Below are 17,948 nucleotides of genomic sequence, written 5' to 3'. Positions count from 1 at the left end.
GACACCGGCCAGACGAACCCGAGGGAGGGGCCGATCATGATGAACCCCGACGATCCGCGCACCCCGCAGGAACGCGCGTACGACGGCACGGAGTCGTGGACGACCGACGATTCCGCGTCGCGGGCTCGTGACGAGGACCCGACGCAGGCGTGGTCGCGGCAGGACCAGCCGACCGAGCACCTCGGCTCGTCGGACCAGGGCCACCGCACCGAGTACCCGGGGTCCGCCGGCGGGCCGACCGAGCAGTTCTACACGTCCGACCCGACCGCGGCGTACGGGCAGAACCAGCCCAATCCGACGCAGGCGTACCCGACCTACGACCCGCGGTTCGACCAGCAGGCTCCACCGCCGAACGCCACACAGGCGTATCCGCCGTACGAGGCCCAGCAGTACCAGGGCGGGTATCCGGCGGGGCAGTATCCGAACGCCCAGTACCCGGGACCGCAGTACCCGCCGGGCCAGTACCCGGGATCGCAGTATCAGGCGCCGGTCGCGGAGGCCACCGAGGAGAAGAAGCCTCGCAGGATCGGCACATGGATCGCGGCCGCGGCCGCCGCGTTGCTGCTGATCGCGGTCATCGGCTTCGGCGTCGCCCTCTTCACGACTGCGCCGAACAACTCGTCGAGCACCACCGCGGCGGGTCCCACCACGTCCCGCCCGCCGGCCACCACCGCGCCGCCGAAGACGACCGCGCCGCCGTCGACCACTACCGAGTCGCCGCTCGATCAACTTCCCGGCGGAATCGGCGAGGCCATCGGGGCCGCGGGTGCCGCGTTCGGAACGATCAGCACCAACGACGGTTCCACGCTCATCCTCGACGCCCTCGGTGGTTCGAAGCTGACGGTCCAGACCAACGCGCAGACCAACGTGATCGCACTCGACGGCACCACGGTCGCCGATCTGAAACCCGGATTCACCGTCATGGTGCAGGGGACGAAAGTCGAGAACGGCACGATGATGGCCGAGACGATCATCAGCACCGAGCTGCCCAAGCTCGGTGGCAACTGAGTTCACCCGTGTCGGCGGACACGGCCGTCGGGCCGGTTCGGGCAAAACTGACACGGGGTGTCCCGGTACCGCTTACCCTCGTTACGCCCTCGACTCGCTAGGCTGATCAACGATGACCGGAATGTGGTTCTTACTGGCGTTGATCGCACTCGCAGGCGCGTGCGCGTTGCTCTATTTCGATCGCTCGCGTCGTGATCAGACGGGTCGTGTGCGACAGATCTGGGCCAAGGCCCAGGGCTACACGTACGACAACGTCGAAGAGCGGCTGCCCGCCCAGTTCCATCGGGCCGCGCTGGCCAAGCAGGAGTACCTCAGCGCCATCGACGTGGTGAAGGGCGAACGCCGCGGTGAGTCGTTCATCCTGTTCGACCTCGAGGAGACCGCGACCATCGTCGCGGTGCGCCGCCGGGTGGGTTCGGACGTCGACATCGACCTCCGCCTCAAGTCGACCCCGCCGCCGAAGGATTCGGACCTCGACCTCCTCGGCGCCATCGGACCGCGCGTCGTGTTCGCCACCGACCTCGAGATCGCCCGCAGGGTCTGCGATCAGCGGATGGTGGCGTTCACCGAGTCGGTGCCGCCGCACGTGAACATGCTGTGGAGCGAGGGGGAGTGGACCCTCGGTTCGCTGCCCATCGGCAGCAGCGGGCGGGAATGGGATTCGGCCATCGAGGCCGTCGCCCGGCTGTCCGGCATCCTGCACGTCCTGCCGCCGGTCACCGAGCCGAGCGGACTCGACCGTGGCCATCACGACCCCAGCAGGCCGCGACTGCGTGACGGCGCCCCCGTCGAAGCGCGCCCGGCACCGGAGAAACGCCCCGCACCGCAGGGGCGTCCCGCACCGCAGGGGCGTCCCACGCAGCAGGGACGTCCCGCATCCCAGGAGCGTCCCGCATCCCAAGAGCGTCCCGCATCCCAGGAGCGTCCCGCATCCCAGGGACGTCCGACCCCGGAAGCGCGCCCGGCCACACCGCCACGTCCCGCACCTCCGCCGGGCGCTCCGCGCTCGTGAGTGCGTAGCGAGTCTTCGGACTCGTTAACCGCGCACAGGCGCGCAGCGCCTTGCTACCGTCACCGGTATGTCGACGCCCCCCAGCTCAGCCCGACCCGTTGCCCTCGTTACCGGCCCGACGTCGGGGCTCGGTGCCGGTTTCGCGAGGAAGTTCGCGTCCCTCGGTTACGACCTCGTGCTCGTCGCCCGTGACGACACCCGCCTGCACGCCCTCGCCGACGAGATGAAGGCGCTGTTCGACACCGAGTCCGAGATCCTGCAGGCCGATCTGGCGACGGTGTCCGGGCGCGAGGAGGTGGCGCAACGCCTCGGGAAGGGTGTCGAAGTACTGGTCAACAACGCCGGATTCGGCACGTCGGGCGAATTCTGGACCGCGACGCCGGAGCTGTTGCAGTCCCAGTTGGACGTGAACGTCACCGCCGTCATGCAGCTGACCCGCGCGGCGTTGCCCGGCATGATCGCGGCGGCGAACGGCACCGTCATCAACGTGGCGAGCGTCGCGGGACTGCTGTCCGGACGGGGGTCGACCTATTCGGCGAGCAAGGCGTACGTGATCTCGTTCTCCGAGGGATTGGCGAACGGGCTGGGCGGCACGGGTGTGCGGATCCAGGCGCTGTGCCCGGGATTCATCCGCACCGAGTTCCACGAGCGCGCGGGCATCGAGATGAGTTCGATTCCGAATGCGATGTGGCTGAGTGTCGACCAGGTCGTCGCCGCGTCGCTGGCGGATCTGGAGGCCGGCAAGGTCGTGAGCATTCCCGGCCTCCAGTACAAGGTGCTGACGACCGCCGGACGTCTCGTCCCGAAGAGTCTGGTCCGGCGGCTGACCAACGTGTTCGGCCGGGGGCGTGCCCGCACGTAGAGGTGGGTAGGGTTTCTGGCATGAGTGATCGTGAGGATCTGGCCGCGTTGGTGCGCGAGCTGGCTGTTGTGCACGGCAAGGTGACGTTGTCTTCGGGCAAGGAAGCCGACTACTACGTGGACCTTCGCCGCGCCACGCTGCATCACGAGGCGGGCCCGCTGATCGGGAAGTTGCTGCGTGAACTGGTGGCGGACTGGGATTTCGACGCCGTCGGCGGGCTGACGATGGGCGCCGACCCGGTGGCGATGGCCGTGATGCACGCCCCGGGCAGGCCGATCGATTCGTTCGTGGTGCGCAAGGCCGCGAAGGCGCACGGGATGCAGCGGCAGATCGAGGGACCGGACGTCGTCGGCAAGCGCGTCCTCGTCGTCGAGGACACCACCACGACGGGCAACTCGCCGCTCACCGCGGTGAAGGCGCTGCGCGACGTCGGGGCGATCGTCGTGGGTGTCGCGACCGTCGTCGACCGGGCGACCGGGGCCGGCGAGGTGATCGCGGCCGAGGGTCTCGAGTACCGTTCGCTCCTCGGTCTTCCCGACCTGAACCTCTGACACACGTGAGTGGCGAAGCGTGCCGGGGCACACTTCGCCACTCACGTCAGGGAGTCAGTCGGCGTCGCCGGCCGTGACGGCCAGTGCCTCGTCGACGCTGTGCGGTTCGGGATCGTGCTCGTCGACGTGGGCGAGGACCTTGCGGCCGGTCGCGAGGACGAGGATCGCGGCAGCGGTGCACACCGCGCCGACCCAGAACGGCAGGTGGATATTGCTCTCACCGAGCTTGCCGGCGACCCACGGTGCCGCGGCCCCGCCGACGAAGCGGACGAAGCTGTAGGCCGCGGACGCCGTCGACCGCTCGACGGGGGCGGAGATCATCACGGTCTCGGTGATGAGGGTGTTGTTGACACCGAGGAACAGCCCGGCGAGGACGACGCCGACGATGAGCACGGTCTTGTTCTCGGTGAACGCGGCCATCATGGCGAGGTCGAGGGCGAACAGCGCGAGGGCCACCATCATCATCGGCAGTGTGCCGAAGCGCCGCTGCAGGCGCGGGGCGAGGAACACCGACGCGACCGCCAGTGCGAGGCCCCATCCGAAGAAGATGAATCCGATCGAGTACGTTCCCATGTCCAGCGGGAACGGCGTGTACGCGAGCAGTGTGAAGAAGCCGTAGTTGTAGAGCAGTGCGGTGATCGCGACGGTGAGCAGGCCGCGGTGGCGCAGGGCGAGGAACGGCGCGGCGATCGACGTGCGGTGCTCCGGCTTGGGGGCGGATGGCAGCATCACGACGATCAGGATGAATGCGACGGCCATCAGGGCTGCGACGCCGAAGAACGGTGCGCGCCAGCTGATGTTGCCGAGGACACCGCCGACCAGCGGGCCGACGGCGATGCCGATGCCCAGCGCGGCCTCGTAGAGGATGATGGCGCGCGCGACGCCGCCGCTGGCCGCGCCGACGATGGCGGCGAGTGCGGTCGCGATGAAGAGGGCGTTGCCCAGTCCCCAGCCAGCGCGGAAGCCGACGATCTGGGCGATGGTGCCGGAGCTTCCGGCCAGCGCCGCGAACACGACGATGACGGCGAGACCGGTCAGGAGGGTCTTCTTGGCGCCGATCCGGCTCGACACCACACCGGTGATGAGCATCGCGACACCGGTGACCAGCATGTAGCTGGTGAACAGCAGCGACACCTGGGACGGGGTCGCGTCCAGCTGTTCGCCGATCGGCTTCAGGATGGGGTCGACGAGCCCGATGCCCATGAACGCGATGACGCTGGCGAAGGCGACGGCCCACACCGACTTCGGCTGGTGGAGGAGGCTCGGTGGCGCCTCGCTGCTGTTCGTGACGGTTGCGGTCGTGGTGTTCACGGCCACCTCCTTCGATGTGTTTCGGGATGGATGGGTCGTCAGGCGCGGGCCGACGACTTGACGATCGAACGCAGTTCCGACAGGCCCTGCGTCAGTCGTTCGAGCTGCTCGGGTTCGAGGTCCGCGAAGTGCGGGGCGAGGGCGCCCGCGATCTCGTTGCGGGCTACGGTCAGCCAGTCGCGTCCGGGATCTGTGATGGACACCCGGACTGCCCGGGCGTCGTCCGGATCGGGCCGGCGGGCCACGTATCCGCGATCGGCGAGCTTCTGCAGCAGGGCGGTCGCAGACGGTTGCGAGCAGCGGTCGATGCGGGCGAACTCGCTGATGCGGAGCTCGCCGTGGTCGTCGAGCAGGGCGAGGGCACGGGTCCACGGCCGGGGATGGTCCTCGGATCCGAAGGAGCTCGCGAGCCTGGTGAATCGGTGAGAATTCGTGACCAGGTCGACGAGCAGACTCTGCAGCCGCGTGTCGTCGTCCATGGAAAACATGTTACATAGGCTAACTAACTATGTACACGGCCGCCAGCTGTTCCACCCGTCACGCGACGGTGAACGGCCGGCGCGTGGACCGGGGGTCAGGCCGACCGGCGCGCGACTTCCTCCACCTGACGCCGCAGCGTGGCGTCGGTGTGGCGGATCGCCTGCGCAACGAAGGGCTCGATGATCCTGCCGAGCGCCTTGCCCGCGAGCCCGCCGGGCAGGTCGTAGCGGAAATCGACCGTCAGGCGGGTCTCGGTCTCACCGACCGCGTCGAACTGCCACCGCGAGTGGGTGTACAGGCCGTCGATCGATTCGAGCTCGATCAGCGAATTGTGTTCCCACCCGGTGACCTTCACGACGGAACCGAGGGTCTTGGGGCCGATCTTCATCGCGGCGTCGTAGACGGCGCCGAGCCCCCGATCCTGTTCGCCGATCGGGTCGAACTTCGTGATCCCGAACATCCAGGACGGGACATGGCGATAGTCGTCGACGTAGTCGAACGCGCCCGCGACCGGTGCGCCGGCGACGGCAGTGTGATGGATCTCGATCATCGTGACTTTCCTGACGGGTGAGGGGAGGGGGACGGCTGTGTTCGGTACGGCCGGACGGCGTAGTTCTCGCGGTCGAACGGGCGAGGCGACGGCGCAGGGACCCAGTGGACCACGGCCACGCGGCGAAGTTCCTGCCGTCGGCGTCGAGGTAGTAGCTGCTGCATCCGCCGTTGTTGAACACGATCCGCTCCAGGCCCTTCTGTACCGCGTCGTTGAACCGGCGGAACGGCTGATCGCGCACCTCGGGCACCTCGATGCCCTGCCGCTCCGCCTTGGTAATCCCGTCGATCACATAGTCGAGCTGGGGCGGCGGCGATCCCGGACAGTCCGGCCCCGACCACGACGACGCGCAGGTGCCGCTCGTCGCCGCTGCTCTCGGGTGCTGCGGCGTGCTCGGGGGTGGTCGCTGTCATGGTCGCTTCCCTGGGGCGGATACGGAACCTGCGCCGTCAGTCCATTTAACTGAGACGTCGTGTCACAGTAAAAGGAGCGAGGCGCCTTGGCAAGTGATCGCCGGTCATTTGCGTCTTGACTTATATAAGCGAAGGCTGAAATATGATCGGCATGCACGCCTTCGACGTACTCGGCGATCCGGTCCGTCGCCGGATCCTCGAGCTGATCGCGGACGACGAGAAGACGTCCGGTGCGGTCGGCGACGTCATCCGTGCCGAGTTCGGAATCTCGCAACCCGCGGTGTCTCAGCATCTGAAGGTCTTGCGGGAGAACGGTTTCGCCACCGTCCGGAGCGAGGGTCCGCGAAGGCTGTATGCGGTGCAGACCGAACCGCTCCGCGACATCGACGCGTGGCTCGGCCAGTTCCGGCGGTTCTGGACGCCGCGGCTCGACGCACTGGCCACGGAGATCGCGCGCGGGCGACGAGAGCAGCGACTGTCCGGCGAGGACGGCAAAGACCCGAAGCAAGGGAGCGATCGATGATCGATGTGACGGAACAGATCAACGCGGTGCGCCGCTCGGTGGGCAGTCGGACGCTCGAGGCGGGCGAGGCCCGCATCGTGACCATCGGCCGCACCTACGACGCCACCGTGGAGGAGGTGTGGGAGGCCTGCACCGACGCCGAGCGAATTCCGCGGTGGTTCATGCCGGTGACGGGCGACCTGCGGCTGCACGGTCGCTACCAGCTCGAAGGGAACGCCGGCGGCGAGATCCTCACGTGTGATCCGCCGAACGGATTCACCGCGACCTGGGAGTACGGCGGCGACGTCAGCTGGATCGACGTGTCCGTCACCGCGGACCAGGGCGGGGGCACCCGCTTCGAGCTTCGGCACACGGCGCACGTCGACGACAAGTTCTGGGACGAATACGGGCCCGGGGCGACCGGTGTCGGGTGGGAACTCGGGGTACTGGGTCTGTTCCTGTACCTGGGGTCTGGGGAGTCGATGGACCCGAAGGAGAGCGAGGCCTGGTCGGCTAGCGACGAGGGCAAGGAGTTCGTCACGGCGAGCAGCGCGAAGTGGCGGGACGCGAGCATCGCGTTCGGGACTCCGGAAGTCGCGGCGACCGCGGCGGGCGATCGCACGACCGCGTTCTACACGGGAGTCGAGTCCGAAGCGGGCTGAACCGGGTCCTGGAAGAATGGCGAGCGTGACCGAGCGCAAACCTCCCGGGGTGAGCTTCGAGAGCTGGATCGACAAGCAGATCCGGCTCGCTCAGGAGCGCGGCGACTTCGATGATCTCCCCGGCGCGGGCAAGCCGATTCCGGCGGGCGACGTCGACGACGAACTGTGGTGGGTGAAGAACTACCTCCGGCGCGAGAATCTGCCCACCGACTCGTTGCTCCCCACGCCGCTGCAGTTGCGCAAGGAGATCGAGCGGTTGCCCGACACGATCCGGGGAATGCCGTCCGAGCAGGCGGTGCGGGACGTGGTGGCGCAGCTCAACCTGCAGATCGTCGAGTGGTTGCGGGCGCCGTCCGGCCCGCGGATCCCGGTGAGCCCGGTCGACGCGGACGAGGTCGTCGCGACGTGGCGGCAGCAGAAGCAGTACGTGCGGAAGCCGCAACCGGCAGCGCACCCGCAATCGCAACCGGAACCGGAACCGGCACCGGACCCGCCCCGAGCCGGTAGACGGTGGTGGCGGCGGGGACGGTGACCGGTCATCCCGTGCGGAAATCGCCCGATTCCATCACCCGGGACACGAGCAGTCCGGCGACCAGTCCCCAGAAGGCCGCCCCGATGTTGAGGAACTGCACGTTCGAGACGGTCACCAGAAACGTCACGAGCGCGCCCAGCGTGTATCGGGAGCCGAACGCGGCGATGAACGACCCCTGCAGAGCCCGGAGCATCGCCAGGCCGCCGAGCGTCGCGACGAACGCGGCCGGGGTGGCCAGCATCAGCTGTACGAACAGCGGCGCGAACAGGCCGACGACCACGGCGAGCAGTCCGCAGACGATGGCCGCCGTGTACTGCCGGGTGCGCTGCCCCGACGCCACCAGCAGGGCGTTGGTCGGCCCCGTCAGGCACGTCGACACGGCTCCGACGGCGGAGGTGGCGAGGGACCAGGCCCCGCACAGGACGGTGCCGACGTTCATCGGCGGCTTGTGTCCGGCGGATGTCAGCACGGCCGCACCCTGACCGTTCTGCACGACGATGACCGTGATCGCCAGCGGGACGACCAGTTCGGCGATCGCCTGCCAGGTGAACTGCGGGGCCTGGAACATCGGCGCCGCAATCCACGGTGTGCCCGTGCCGGTGGGCTGGAAGCGGCCCGTGACCGCGACCGCGGCCGCCCCGACGAGCAGTGCGCCGAGAATCGGGGGCATCCACCGGCCGAGCGCGGCGCGGGACGCGAGGAGGACGAAGGCGACGACCATCGGAACGGCCACGGCCGCATCGGTTCCCACGGCGTGAACGAGGTCGGTGCCGAACTTCAGGAAGACGCCGGCGACCATGGCCATGACGATCGGCATCGGGAGCATCGCCATGACCTGGCGCACCCGTCCGGTCAGGCCGAGGGCGAGGATGAGGAGCCCGGTCACGAGGAACGCTCCGAGCACCTCCGGCCACGACAGGTGGGTGAGTGAGCCGCCGACGATGATCGTGCCGGGGATCGTCCAGAAGAACGCGAGCGGCTGACGGTACAACCAACTGGCGAGGACGGTGAGGATGCCGTTGAGGAAGAAGACGCCGAAGATCCACGATGCCATCTGCCCGGGCGACAGTCCGCCCGCGGAACCGGCGGCCAGGATCACGGCCACGGGACCGGTCGCGGAGAAGATCAGCCCGATCAGCCCGTTGGCGGCGTAGGTGCCGCCGAGGTCGCGGAGCAGGCGGCGGGGGCCGGCGGGCGGCCACGGCGGTCGTTCGAAGCGAGGGGGACGCGTCTGCGCGCCTTCGCTGCGGGTCGGTTCCTCGGTGGTCGTCATGAGGCCTTCCTGCTCGGGAAATGCTCACGATGTACGCAAAGCGGACAAAACTTTCGCTGTGCGTACAAATGGTGTGGTCCGGATCATAACCGCCCACGTCCCGGGGTTCCGGGCCGGGCCGTCGAACCCTGGGTGGAGTGCATTCCATCCCTGGGGGCAGCGACACCCGGCCGCCGCCACGACAGACTCGTAGGCGTCGACCCGACACCATCCGCACCGACCGATCATGCGAAGAAGGGCCACATGGTGGAACGCAGCCGAAATCCCCGAGAGCGAAGGGCCGTGTACGCGCGGCGCACCACGATGGCATTGGAGGGCGAACCACGATCAGCTGTCGAGCGGACATCGACGTTCCTGGCCTACGGCCTGCTGGCGTTGTTCGGCGGGCTCGGCGTCTTCGGAACGATCTGCTCCGTCGATGCCATTCCGGACGGCGCACGCATCGCCGTCGTCCAGCCGGCGCCGACGCAGTCGCATCCGCTCGACCTGCCGCAACCGGCGCCGGACGGTCCCGAGGAACCCGCCCACACCGGCGTCTGAGTCAGGACGCGACGTCGTCGCGCAGTGCCGCGAGTTCGAGCAGCCGCGGCAGCATGTCCGGCGATGCGATCGAGGGCAGCAGCAGGCCCCACATGTCGGCCAGCCGCTCGTACAGGTCGGCACGCCCGGTCAGCGCCTCGGACACCAACTGCATACCCGTGAACGAACTGACCAGGAAACGGGCCAGCGCCGCGGGATCGACGGTCGCGCGCAGTTCCCCGGCCTCCCTTGCCTTGCCCGCGAGTGCGACGAGGGTGTCGGTCCAGTCGATGTAGGGATCGGTGGCCGGGCCGCGGGACGTCCCGAGTTCGAGGGTCAGGCGCACACCCGCCCGCACGATCGGCTCGGTCAGCAGCTGGCGCGCCATCTCCTTGGCGCACAACAGGATCGCCTCCGTCGGTGACTGCGCCGTCGCGAGCACGCGCTGCGCCGCCAGCATCGCCATCGCGTGCTGCTCCTTGATCACCGCCCAGGCCAGCGCCTCCTTGGACTCGAAGTGAAAGTACAAGGCGCCCTTCGTCACGTCGGCATAGGAGAGGATGCCGCTCAGGCTCGCGCCGCCGTACCCGAGCTTCTCGAAGCTCAGTGCCGCACCCTCTAATACTTGATGACGGGTGGCCGCCGCGCGCGCCTGTTTTGCCATCACCTGTGCCTCACAATCGCGGATTCTCCGTGGCATCCACTCTCCAGTCAACCACTGTTCGGACCGGTAACCTCGGCACATCCGAAAGCGTGGGAGGAAGACGTGAAGTCGAAGAACAACTGGGGTGTCGAGCACGCGGTATTCGCCGGTGCGACGCTGGCCACCGTGGTCGGAGCCGTCACCGGGCGGGAACGGTTGCAGCGCGTGGCGAAACCACTGATCGCGCCCGCGCTCGCCGCCCGGGTGCTGCGGCGGCGCGCGGGCACCGACCCCGCCGACGTCGCGCTCCTCCTCGCCGGTCTCACCGCCGCGACCGTGGGGGACGTCTTCATGATCGACCCCGACGACGACGCCCGTCTCGTGCGCGGCGCGTCCGCGTTCGCCGTCATGCAGGTCGGCTACTCCGCGCTGCTGCTGCTGCGCCGCGGCGCCCGGCCCACCGTGCCCGCGTTGCTGCCCCGGCTCGCGGGGTGGGCAGGCGCGGCGGCGCTTCTCCGCGGGCGGGCGAAGGAGGTCGCCGCACCGCTGACCGCGTACGGTGCGCTGCTCGGCACCACGTCGACCCTCTCGGCCGACCCGTCCCTCGCGCCCGGCGCCGACGTGTTCGCGAATGTGGCCGTGCCGGGAACCGACCGGCGCAGCTGGCTCGGCGTGGGCGGGATGCTGTTCACCGCCTCCGACGGCCTGATCGTGGTGCGGCGCTTGTTCATCCGGGGAGAACGGGGGAGGGCCGCGGCCGAAGGGGCGATCCTCGCCAGCTATGCGGCGGCCCAGCTGCTGCTCGTCGAGGGGATGCTCGCGCTCGGGCGTCGCCGGATCACGGGCAGAGCATGATGTGGTCCCGGTCCTCCGGGTCCACCAGGATGGTGATCGTCTCGCCGGGCACGAAGCGTGTCGCGTTCTCCCGCCGCACCTCGTACACCACCCGTCCGGCGTAACTCTCCGATCCCGGCACGGTCAGCCGGAGGTCCAGTTCGGTGAGCTCTCCGTCGTCCGGGGTGCGGCGAAGCGGGGTGACGTGCTCGATGCGGGCCCAGCCCTCGAGTCCGTGCCGTTCGAGTTTGCGGTCGGCGCGGCTGGGCCGCCCGGCCGCCATCATCCCGAATCCCAGCGCCGAGCCGAAGGCCGCGACCAATCCCATGATCTGGTACGGGATGGTGGCCGGCGGGGTGTGCTGGATCAACCATCCCAGCCAGACGGCGAGGACGATGACGTAGCCGACCGTGACGAAGCAGACCGTCCGCACGATGCGCTGATGATTCATCGAATGCCTCCACCTCCAGATTAACCCGTCCCGGCCTCGCCGAAGCGGCCCCGCCGCCGCACTGCCGTTAGAGTGCAGTGTCGGCAGCAGGTAAGCATGTGTGGAGGTGGCCGTATGGCGTGGCGTCGGGTGTCGTTGGTGTGTCTGAGCATTGGCTCGGCCATGATGCTCGCAGGGTGTGGTGGGTCCTCGGACGCGGTGGCTCCGCCGACGTCCACGACGACGGCCGCGGCCCCTGTGACCACCACCACGACGACGGTTCCGCCGACCACCACGACCACGACCGTCGCGCCGCCGCCGCCGACGACGACGGAAGCGCCGACCACGACGCTCGTCGACGTCCCGTACGAGCACAACGAGTCGTACTTCTTCACGTCCCCGGACGGCGGGTTCCAGTGCGGCATCATCAAGCTGCCGAACCGCACCGAGGCCGGCTGCCAGGGGTCGACGAGCCCGGTGCCGCCGCGCCCGGACGACTGCATGGTCGACTGGGGTCACGGCATCCGCGTCGAGGACGACGGCGAGGCGTCGTTCATGTGCGCGGGCGGCCTCGTCTACACCTCGGGCGGCGACGAACCGGACGCGGCACTGCCCGCCGGGTCGAAACTGACGAAGCTCGGCTACACCTGCGGCACCACCGCCACGGCCGTCACGTGCACCAACGACGAGACGTCGCACGGATTCACCGTCGCCCCCGATTCGAACAAGACGTTCTGACGTCGTGAGCGGAGTCGAGACGGGCCCGGTGGAGGTCGAGGTCGCCGAGACGGGTCCCACCGAATGGGGAGAGAACCCGAACGGCGTCGGCCCGTGGACCGAGGAGCACGACACCCCGGCCCCCACCGACCTGCGGTACGACCCCGAACTGCTGGCCGGTGGCGATCGCCGCAACGTGGTCGACGCCTACCGGTACTGGACGCGGGAAGCGATCGTCGCGGACATCGACAGCCGTCGCCACCCGCTCCACGTGGCCATCGAGAACTTCGGGCACGACGCGAACATCGGGACGGTGGTGCGCACCGCCAACGCGTTCGCCGCCGCGGCGGTCCACATCGTGGGACGCCGACGCTGGAACCGGCGCGGCGCCATGGTCACCGACCGGTACCAGCACGTCCTCCACCACCCGGACGTCGACGGCCTCGTCGACTTCGCACGTGAGAGAGGTCTCACCATCGTGGCCGTCGACAACACGCCCGGGTCGGTGCCGCTCGAGACGGCGAGCCTGCCCCGCGACTGTGTGCTCCTGTTCGGGCAGGAGGGGCCGGGAGTCACCGACCAGGCGAAAGAGGTTGCGGCGATGACGGTGTCGATCGCGCAGTTCGGTTCCACCCGCAGCATCAACGCGGGTGTCGCCGCAGGAATCGCCATGCATGCGTGGGTTCGTCAGCACGCCGACCTCGGTCGTGCGTGGTAGCGGAACCCCCGGCGAATAGGCAAGATCAACTCTTATGCAGGACTCGTGGTCGGCGCGCGCGGACGCCGCTGAAGAAGCGGTGGTGAGCAGGCACCTTCGCCGGCTGTGGGCGCTCCCGGGCACCACCCTGGGCGTCGTCGCCTGGCCGGCGGTGCGGCGCGAGCGGCTGTTCCTCAGCTGGCACTACTGGTGGCAGGCCCATCTGCTCGACTGCGCCGTCGACGCGCTCGAACGCGACCCCACGCCGCGTCGTCGTCGTCGCATCGTGAAACTGGCGCGCAGCCACCGTCTGCGGAACATCTCGGGCTGGACCAACAACTATTACGACGACATGGCCTGGCTGGGGATCGCCCTCGAGCGTGCCCAGCGAATGCACTTCATAGACAACAGAAGTGCGGTGCAGGCGCTCGAATCCCAGTTGTTCGACGCCTGGGCGCCCGAGGCCGGAGGCGGCATCCCGTGGCGGAAGGGCTCGAATTTCTACAACGCGCCCGCCAACGGACCGGCCGGGATCATGCTGGCCCGCACCGGAAAGCTGTGGCGCGCCCAGGCCACCGCCGACTGGATCGACGACACGCTGCGGGACGTGCACACCAACCTGATCGCCGACGGCATCCACCCCGGCGGCGAGATCGAAAAGAACATCTACTCCTACTGTCAGGGCGTCGTGCTCGGACTCGAAACCGAACTTGCCGTGCGCCTCGGTTCGCCCCGGCACCGCAACCGGACCCACCGGCTGGTCGACGCCATCGACGAACACCTCGCACCCCACGGCGTCATCGACGGCGGCGGTGGGGGAGACGGCGGCCTGTTCAACGGGATCCTCGCACGGTATCTGGCGCTGACCGCGGTGATGCTGCCGTGGGAGTCGCCCGCCGACATCCGGGCCCGGGAGATCGCCGCCCAGCTCGTGCTGACCTCCGCGGAATCGGCGTGGGAGAACCGGCTGCAGATCGAGGGGCAGCCGCTGTTCGGCCACGATTGGACCCGGCAGGCGCAGCTGCCGGGGATGGGCGGGGGAATCGCCACGTTCACGGGGGGCACCGTGCGCTCGTCCGGGATCCCGGAACGCGACATGTCCGTGCAGCTCGGTGGCTGGATGCTGATGGAGGCCGCGCACATGGTGTCCGCGGCGGGGTATCCGCGACGCTAGGCGACGGTTCGAATCACGCGAAAATTAACCGTATCGCCCCGGATTCGGCGCTGTTAGACAGTTCGTTATGTCAGATCAACAGCGGCAGCTGAGTCTCAACGCGTTCATCTACCCGGCCGGGCACCACGAGTCGGCGTGGCGGCACCCGCTCACGACGCCCGAGCGCCTGTACGACGTCTCCTACTTCCAGGAGATCGCGCAGACAGCGGAAGCCGCGAAGCTGGACGCGATCTTCTTCGCAGACGGCCCCGCCCTGCGCAGCGACGTCGAGCACGGTGCCGCCGGGGCACTCGAGCCCATCACGCTGCTGACGGCCATCGCGACGGCCACCGAACGGATCGGGCTGATCGCGACCGCGTCCACGACGTACTTCGAGCCCTACAACCTCGCACGGCTGTTCGCGTCCCTCGATCACATCTCCCGAGGCCGGGCCGGCTGGAACATCGTGACCACCGGAACCGAGGTGGCGGCGGCCAACTTCGGACTGCCCAGCCATCCGGACCACGCCGACCGCTACGCGCGGGCGCGGGAATTCGTCGACGCGACCGTCAAGCTGTGGGACAGCTGGGAGGACGACGCCATCCTGATCGACAAGGCCGCAGGCATCTACGCGGACCCGTCGAAGATCCACGAGATCAACTACGTCGGACGCCACCTGCGGGTGCGGGGACCGTTCAACGCGCCGCGCTCGCCGCAGGGACACCCGGTGCTGGTGCAGGCGGGTGCGTCCAACGAGGGCCGCGCGTTCGCGGGACAGTACGCCGAGGCCATTTTCACCGCGCACCAGCGGTTGTCGGACGGGCAGGCGTTCTACGCCGACGTCAAGCAGCGCGCGGTGCAGTTCGGCCGCAACCCGGAGCACGTGAAGATCCTTCCCGGCATCAGCCCGTTCCTCGGCGACACCGAGGCCGAGGCGCGGGACCTGGAGCGGGAGTTCAACGAACTGACCTCGCCCGAGTACGGGATCGCCCAACTCGAGGCTCTCACCGGCTCGAGCGTGCGGCACCTCGATCTCGACGCCCCCGTGCCTGCCGGACTGTTCGGGGACGCCGGCGATGTCACGGACAACAAGCAGAGCCGTCTGCAGGTGATCGCCGGCATCGTCGAGCGGGAGAACCCGACGCTGCGCGGACTGCTGCACCGTCTTGCAGGTGCGCGCGGGCACCGGGTCGTCGTCGGGACGCCGGTGCAGGTCGCCGACACCATCGAGGAATGGTTCACGCAGGGCGCGGCGGACGGGTTCAATGTCATGCCGCCGTACTACCCGGGCGGCCTCGAGGTGTTCGCGCAGAAGGTGGTCCCGATCCTGCAGGAGCGTGGACTGTTCCGCACCGAGTACTCGGGCACCACGCTGCGCGACCACTTCGGGTTGCCGCGCCCCGAGAGCCAGTACGCGGACGCGTCGGCCACCGTCGCGCTGTAGTCGCACGAGCCGGGGTTCAGCCTCGGCTCGGTCGCCGCCCTCGACACGATGGTGACGGTGGTGGATGCGTCGACGTTCCTCGGCGAACTGGCCAGGGGTGAGCGTCTCGACGACCGGAATCTCGAGGCGGGGGAGGGCGACGAGCGCAGCATCTCCGACCTCCTCGTCGATCAGGTGGAGTTCGCCGACGTCGTCCTGCTCAACAAGACGGATCTGGTGAGCGAGAGTGCCGCCGGCGCGGTCGAAGCTGCTCTGCGCAGACTCAACCCCGCCGCGACACTGCTGCGCACCACGCGCGGCGTCGTCGATCCCGGCGAGGTACTCGGCACGGGTCTGTACGACCCGGAGGCGTCGGCCGAGCTGCCCGGGTGGGCGGAGGAACTGGCCGCGGGGCACACCCCGGAAACCGAGGAATACGGCATCCGCAGCGTCACCTACCGGGCGTCGCGGCCGTTCCACCCGGGCACGGCTCGAGCAGGCGCTGGGACGGTTCACCGGCCTGCTCCGCAGCAAGGGCTTCTGCTGGATCGCGAGCCGCCCCGGCCTCGCCGCCGTCTGGTCGCAGGCCGGCCCGAATCTCGTGATCGAACCCGCCCAGCTGTGGGCGTCCACGGACGAACGTCCGGGGCAGGAGATCGTGTTCATCGGCGTCCGCCTCGATCCCGACGGACCGCGGCGGATCCTCGACCCGGCGCTGCTCACGGACGACGAGCTGGCGTCAGGACCGGCGGCGTGGGTGCGGTTCGACGACCCGCTGCCCGCGTGGGAGCCGGTGCATCGGCACTAGTCCAGTACTTCTTCGACGGCCACATCTTCGGGTGGCCGCGCCATCTCCTGCCGGTAGTGCCACACCCCGAGGGCCGTGCCGATCACCAGCAGTGTGACCATCCCGGCGAGCACCGCCGGCATCAGCCACGACACCCGGTCGAGGAACGAGCCGAAGTAGAAGCCGATGAGCAGCAGTACGGGCGCCCAGAAGATGGCGCCGATAGTACTGGCGATCGTGTATTTGGTGTGGTTCATCTTGGCCGCACCGGCGACCAGCGGGCACAGGGTGCGGATCCACGGAATCCAGCGCGCGACGAGAACTGCCCAGAAGCCGTGCTTCTCCAGCAGGACATTCACCTTGTGGAGGTTGGCGTAGTTGAGATATTTCCCGCCCTTGCGGGCGTGGATGCGGTTGCCGGTGCGGTGACCGATGACGTACCCCACCTGATTTCCGCAGATGGCGGCGATCATCGCCCCGACCGACAGCGCCCACACGTGGCCGGAGCCCGACGCGTGGTTGGACAGCACGATTCCGGCGGTGATCAGCATCGAGTCGCCGGGCAGGAACAGACCCAGGATCACCGCGCACTCGATGAACACGAACGCGAGGACGACGACCCAGACCAGCGCTGGGCCGGCCGAGACGAGAGGCCCGAAGCTGCCTGCTGCCGTGGTGACCATCGTCAGTGCGCTACCCCGATCGGTGTCAGGAAGTCGGATCGGTGGGAGTGGTGACCGGTTGCGGATCCTCGGTCGCGGAGTTCGTGCCCTGGCGGGACTTCACGATGCGCTTGCCCACCTCGACGATGATCGGCAGCACGGACACGAAGACGATCAGCAGGAAGATGACGTCGACGTTGTCGCGGATGAACTCGATCTGCCCGAGCAGGTAGCCGAGCAGCGTGACGCCGGCGCCCCACAGGATGCCGCCCACGATGTTGTACGTCAGGAACAGGGGGTACTTCATCCGCGACGCACCCGCGACGACCGGCGCGAACGTGCGCACGATCGGAACGAACCGGGCCAGGATGATGGTGATGGGGCCGTGCTTCTCGAAGAAGGCGTGCGACTCGTCGATGTACTTCTTCTTGAAGAACCGCGCGTCGTCGCTCTTGAACAGGGCGGTCCCGCCCTTGCTGCCGATGAAGAAGCCGACCTGGTCGCCGAGGATCGCGGCGATCGGGATCAGAACCAGCAGCGCCCAGAGGGGAGCGAACGGTTCGATCTCCGTCGACTTCGACGCCGCGATGAGTCCCGCGGTGAAGAGGAGCGAGTCGCCGGGGAGCAGGGGGAACAGCAAACCCGACTCGATGAAGACGACCAGGAGGAGTCCGACGAGCACCCACGTGCCGAAGGAGTTGAGGAGGTTCACCGGGTCGAGGAATCCCGGCAACAACGCGAGGTTGGTCACGGAATCCGATGCTGCCTGCACAATCACGGCCCTCAGCGTACCGGCGGAATCCCCGACTGTCGGAATAGTGCAGGTCATGGAGTTTCGGCCGGGCCGCGGACCCGCCGAAACGGGGTGCCGTGACAGCCACCGGGAGACGTACGCTACCGGTATTGCCATACTGCTAGGACCACATC

The 17,948-nt window shown here is 68.6% G+C and carries 21 protein-coding genes and 1 pseudogene; 14 read left to right on the top strand and 8 right to left on the bottom strand.

Annotated elements, in window-relative coordinates; all coding sequences use genetic code 11:
- Positions 1–36 precede the first annotated feature (36 nt).
- From BLV94_RS16950 to pyrE, 4 genes are all read left to right on the top strand, one after another.
- Entirely contained in the window at positions 37–1,008 is a 972-nt protein-coding gene (locus BLV94_RS16950; RefSeq protein ID WP_072937387.1) for a hypothetical protein, read from the top strand.
- Positions 1,009–1,129: 121 nt separating this feature from the next.
- Positions 1,130–2,020: a type III secretion system chaperone family protein gene (locus BLV94_RS16945; RefSeq protein ID WP_072937386.1), complete on the top strand. Its 891-nt coding sequence runs from the start codon at positions 1,130–1,132 to the stop codon at positions 2,018–2,020.
- A gap of 67 nt (positions 2,021–2,087) precedes the next feature.
- Positions 2,088–2,882, top strand: coding sequence for an SDR family NAD(P)-dependent oxidoreductase (locus BLV94_RS16940; protein ID WP_072937385.1), 795 nt, complete (start codon positions 2,088–2,090; stop codon positions 2,880–2,882).
- Positions 2,883–2,902: 20 nt separating this feature from the next.
- Positions 2,903–3,433 (top strand): orotate phosphoribosyltransferase, encoded by a 531-nt coding sequence (gene pyrE / locus BLV94_RS16935; protein WP_072937384.1) that lies wholly within the window; start codon positions 2,903–2,905, stop codon positions 3,431–3,433.
- 54 nt (positions 3,434–3,487) lie between these two features.
- Here pyrE and BLV94_RS16930 read toward each other — a convergent pair whose 3' ends face one another.
- The 3 genes from BLV94_RS16930 to BLV94_RS16920 all read right to left on the bottom strand — a co-directional run bounded on the left by BLV94_RS16930 (position 3,488) and on the right by BLV94_RS16920 (position 5,774).
- Positions 3,488–4,750, bottom strand: a complete 1,263-nt coding sequence (locus tag BLV94_RS16930; RefSeq protein WP_072937383.1) for an MFS transporter — start codon at positions 4,748–4,750, stop codon at positions 3,488–3,490.
- 32 nt (positions 4,751–4,782) lie between these two features.
- Complete coding sequence (locus tag BLV94_RS16925; protein WP_072937382.1) at positions 4,783–5,223, bottom strand: MarR family winged helix-turn-helix transcriptional regulator; 441 nt, start codon at positions 5,221–5,223, stop codon at positions 4,783–4,785.
- A gap of 95 nt (positions 5,224–5,318) precedes the next feature.
- A complete protein-coding gene (locus tag BLV94_RS16920) occupies positions 5,319–5,774 on the bottom strand; it encodes an SRPBCC family protein (protein WP_072937381.1) in 456 nt (151 codons plus the stop codon).
- 564 nt (positions 5,775–6,338) lie between these two features.
- Here BLV94_RS16920 and BLV94_RS16910 point away from each other — a divergent pair.
- The 3 genes from BLV94_RS16910 to BLV94_RS16900 are packed head-to-tail and all read left to right on the top strand — an operon-like array spanning position 6,339 to position 7,883.
- Entirely contained in the window at positions 6,339–6,710 is a 372-nt protein-coding gene (locus tag BLV94_RS16910; protein ID WP_072937426.1) for an ArsR/SmtB family transcription factor, read from the top strand.
- The gene (locus BLV94_RS16905; RefSeq protein ID WP_072937380.1) at positions 6,707–7,351 is read left to right on the top strand and encodes an SRPBCC family protein; all 645 of its coding nucleotides are present in this window, start codon (positions 6,707–6,709) and stop codon (positions 7,349–7,351) included. The genes BLV94_RS16910 and BLV94_RS16905 overlap by 4 nt, the downstream gene beginning before the upstream one ends.
- 16 nt (positions 7,352–7,367) lie before the next feature.
- Positions 7,368–7,883 carry a DnaJ family domain-containing protein gene (locus tag BLV94_RS16900; RefSeq protein ID WP_072937379.1) on the top strand — a complete coding sequence of 172 codons (516 nt, stop codon included), beginning with the start codon at positions 7,368–7,370 and terminating at the stop codon, positions 7,881–7,883.
- 4 nt (positions 7,884–7,887) lie between these two features.
- Here the strand turns inward: BLV94_RS16900 and BLV94_RS16895 are convergent, their stop codons facing one another.
- Positions 7,888–9,156, bottom strand: coding sequence for a benzoate/H(+) symporter BenE family transporter (locus BLV94_RS16895; RefSeq protein WP_072937378.1), 1,269 nt, complete (start codon positions 9,154–9,156; stop codon positions 7,888–7,890).
- Positions 9,157–9,399: 243 nt separating this feature from the next.
- Here BLV94_RS16895 and BLV94_RS16890 point away from each other — a divergent pair, with 243 nt between their 5' ends.
- Positions 9,400–9,696 (top strand): hypothetical protein, encoded by a 297-nt coding sequence (locus BLV94_RS16890; RefSeq protein ID WP_072937377.1) that lies wholly within the window; start codon positions 9,400–9,402, stop codon positions 9,694–9,696.
- 1 nt (position 9,697) lies between these two features.
- On the opposite strand, the gene BLV94_RS16885 is transcribed toward BLV94_RS16890, so the two are convergent.
- Entirely contained in the window at positions 9,698–10,339 is a 642-nt protein-coding gene (locus BLV94_RS16885) for a ScbR family autoregulator-binding transcription factor (RefSeq protein ID WP_072937376.1), read from the bottom strand.
- Positions 10,340–10,441: 102 nt separating this feature from the next.
- On the opposite strand from BLV94_RS16885, the gene BLV94_RS16880 reads away from it, so the two are divergent.
- The gene (locus tag BLV94_RS16880) at positions 10,442–11,173 is read left to right on the top strand and encodes a lysoplasmalogenase family protein (protein ID WP_072937375.1); all 732 of its coding nucleotides are present in this window, start codon (positions 10,442–10,444) and stop codon (positions 11,171–11,173) included.
- Here BLV94_RS16880 and BLV94_RS16875 read toward each other — a convergent pair.
- Positions 11,157–11,603: a DUF3592 domain-containing protein gene (locus BLV94_RS16875; protein WP_072937374.1), complete on the bottom strand. Its 447-nt coding sequence runs from the start codon at positions 11,601–11,603 to the stop codon at positions 11,157–11,159. The genes BLV94_RS16880 and BLV94_RS16875 overlap by 17 nt on opposite strands.
- 114 nt (positions 11,604–11,717) lie before the next feature.
- Here BLV94_RS16875 and BLV94_RS16870 point away from each other — a divergent pair, with 114 nt between their 5' ends.
- From BLV94_RS16870 to BLV94_RS16850, 5 genes and pseudogenes are all read left to right on the top strand, one after another.
- Positions 11,718–12,320 (top strand): hypothetical protein, encoded by a 603-nt coding sequence (locus BLV94_RS16870; RefSeq protein ID WP_072937373.1) that lies wholly within the window; start codon positions 11,718–11,720, stop codon positions 12,318–12,320.
- A 4-nt stretch (positions 12,321–12,324) separates the two neighbouring features.
- Positions 12,325–13,017 (top strand): TrmH family RNA methyltransferase, encoded by a 693-nt coding sequence (locus BLV94_RS16865; RefSeq protein ID WP_072937372.1) that lies wholly within the window; start codon positions 12,325–12,327, stop codon positions 13,015–13,017.
- 34 nt (positions 13,018–13,051) lie between these two features.
- Complete coding sequence (locus tag BLV94_RS16860) at positions 13,052–14,170, top strand: glycoside hydrolase family 76 protein (RefSeq protein WP_072937371.1); 1,119 nt, start codon at positions 13,052–13,054, stop codon at positions 14,168–14,170.
- A gap of 67 nt (positions 14,171–14,237) precedes the next feature.
- Positions 14,238–15,593, top strand: coding sequence for an LLM class flavin-dependent oxidoreductase (locus BLV94_RS16855; RefSeq protein WP_072937370.1), 1,356 nt, complete (start codon positions 14,238–14,240; stop codon positions 15,591–15,593).
- A gap of 6 nt (positions 15,594–15,599) precedes the next feature.
- Positions 15,600–16,380: pseudogene (locus tag BLV94_RS16850) on the top strand (GTP-binding protein); the annotation flags it as partial.
- On the opposite strand, the gene BLV94_RS16845 reads toward BLV94_RS16850, so the two are convergent.
- Both BLV94_RS16845 and BLV94_RS16840 read right to left on the bottom strand, forming a co-directional pair.
- A complete protein-coding gene (locus BLV94_RS16845) occupies positions 16,377–17,042 on the bottom strand; it encodes a DedA family protein (RefSeq protein WP_072937369.1) in 666 nt (221 codons plus the stop codon). The pseudogene BLV94_RS16850 and the gene BLV94_RS16845 sit on opposite strands and share 4 nt — an antisense overlap.
- A 25-nt stretch (positions 17,043–17,067) precedes the next feature.
- Positions 17,068–17,799: a VTT domain-containing protein gene (locus BLV94_RS16840; RefSeq protein ID WP_275957896.1), complete on the bottom strand. Its 732-nt coding sequence runs from the start codon at positions 17,797–17,799 to the stop codon at positions 17,068–17,070.
- Positions 17,800–17,948: the final 149 nt, after the last annotated feature.

This window comes from Rhodococcus koreensis (assembly GCF_900105905.1).
Taxonomy (GTDB): domain Bacteria; phylum Actinomycetota; class Actinomycetes; order Mycobacteriales; family Mycobacteriaceae; genus Rhodococcus_F; species Rhodococcus_F koreensis.
The sequence above is the reverse complement of the archived record's forward strand: the minus strand, read 5'-3'. Positions and strand labels throughout refer to the sequence as shown.